General features: G+C 65.9%; 2 protein-coding genes. Both read left to right on the forward strand.

What is annotated here, in order from left to right; genetic code table 11:
* Positions 1 to 5 precede the first annotated feature (5 nt).
* Positions 6 to 155, forward strand: a complete 150-nt coding sequence (locus EOA27_RS36875; RefSeq protein WP_245491332.1) for a DUF1328 family protein — start codon at positions 6 to 8, stop codon at positions 153 to 155.
* 176 nt (positions 156 to 331) lie between these two features.
* Positions 332 to 1,213: a diaminopimelate epimerase gene (gene dapF / locus EOA27_RS36880; protein ID WP_127258765.1), complete on the forward strand. Its 882-nt coding sequence runs from the start codon at positions 332 to 334 to the stop codon at positions 1,211 to 1,213.
* Positions 1,214 to 1,291: the final 78 nt, after the last annotated feature.

Raw genomic sequence — 1,291 nt, forward strand, 5'->3', positions numbered from 1 at the left:
GGCGGATCATCATTCTTCTCATCATTGCCGCCGCCGCGAGCCTGCTCGGCATGCCGGCGCTGGCCGGAGCGGCTGCCACGGGAGCGCGCGTCCTCATCGGCATCGTGCTGGTCATCTTCCTGCTGATCGTGCTCGGCGTCTTCGCGGTAACTTAAGCGCGACCGCCAGGTCGTCGCGGCGCGACCGCCAGGTCGTCGCGGCGCGACCACTTGGTCGTCGCCGGCGCGACGTTTCGCGGTGACCGAGACAAGAGCCGGACTGGTAATTCCCGCCCGTTTCCGCCATATAGCGGCCAAACGGATTGGCCAAACGGATTGGAATGACCGGTTAGATGGCAGGCACCGCCCCCTTCGCCAAGATGAACGGCATCGGCAACGAGATCATCGTTGCCGATATGCGTGGCCGTGCCGACAGGGTCACGCCGGCCGCGGCGATCGCGCTTAATGCCGACGCCGCGACCAAGTTCGACCAGATCATGGCGATCCATGACGCCCGCACGCCGACCGCTTATTATATCGACATTCTGAATTCCGATGGCACCAGCGCCCAGGCCTGCGGCAACGGCACGCGCTGTGTCGTCCAGGCCTTGGCCGCCGAGACCGGCCAGAAGAGCTTCACCTTCGAGACCCGCGCCGGCATCCTGAATGCTCAGGAGCACGCGAACGGTCTGATCTCGGTCGACATGGGCAAGCCGCGCTTTGGCTGGCAGGAGATCCCCCTGGCGGAAGAGTTCCGCGACACCCGCATGATCGAATTGCAGATCGGGCCGATCGACGCGCCGGTGCTGCATTCGCCCTCGGCGGTGTCTATGGGCAATCCGCATGCGATCTTCTGGGTCGACAACGACGTCTGGTCCTACGAGCTCGACCGCTTCGGCCCGCTGCTCGAGAACCATCCGATCTTCCCCGAGCGCGCCAACATCACCATTGCCCAGGTGACGTCGCCTCAAACCATGATCATCCGCACCTGGGAGCGCGGCGCCGGCCTTACCAAGGCCTGCGGCTCGGCGGCCTGCGCCGCCGTGGTGGCCGCCGCCCGCACCAAGCGCACCGGCCGCAGCGTCTCGCTGCTGACGCCGGGCGGCGGCGAATTGCATGTCGAATGGCGCGACGACGACCACGTCATCCTGACGGGTGCCGCCGAATGGGAATTCTCCGGCAGCTTCGATCCCTCGACCGGGGCCTGGGCCCGCGACACCGAAAGCGCCGCCTGATGTCCGCCCTTGAGAAAGGCGCGGTCACCAACGGTATCGACGTCGTCACCTTCGGCTGCCGCCTCAACACCTATGAAT

Origin of the sequence: Mesorhizobium sp. M2A.F.Ca.ET.037.01.1.1 (genome assembly GCF_003998075.1) — a bacterium.
Taxonomy (GTDB): domain Bacteria; phylum Pseudomonadota; class Alphaproteobacteria; order Rhizobiales; family Rhizobiaceae; genus Mesorhizobium.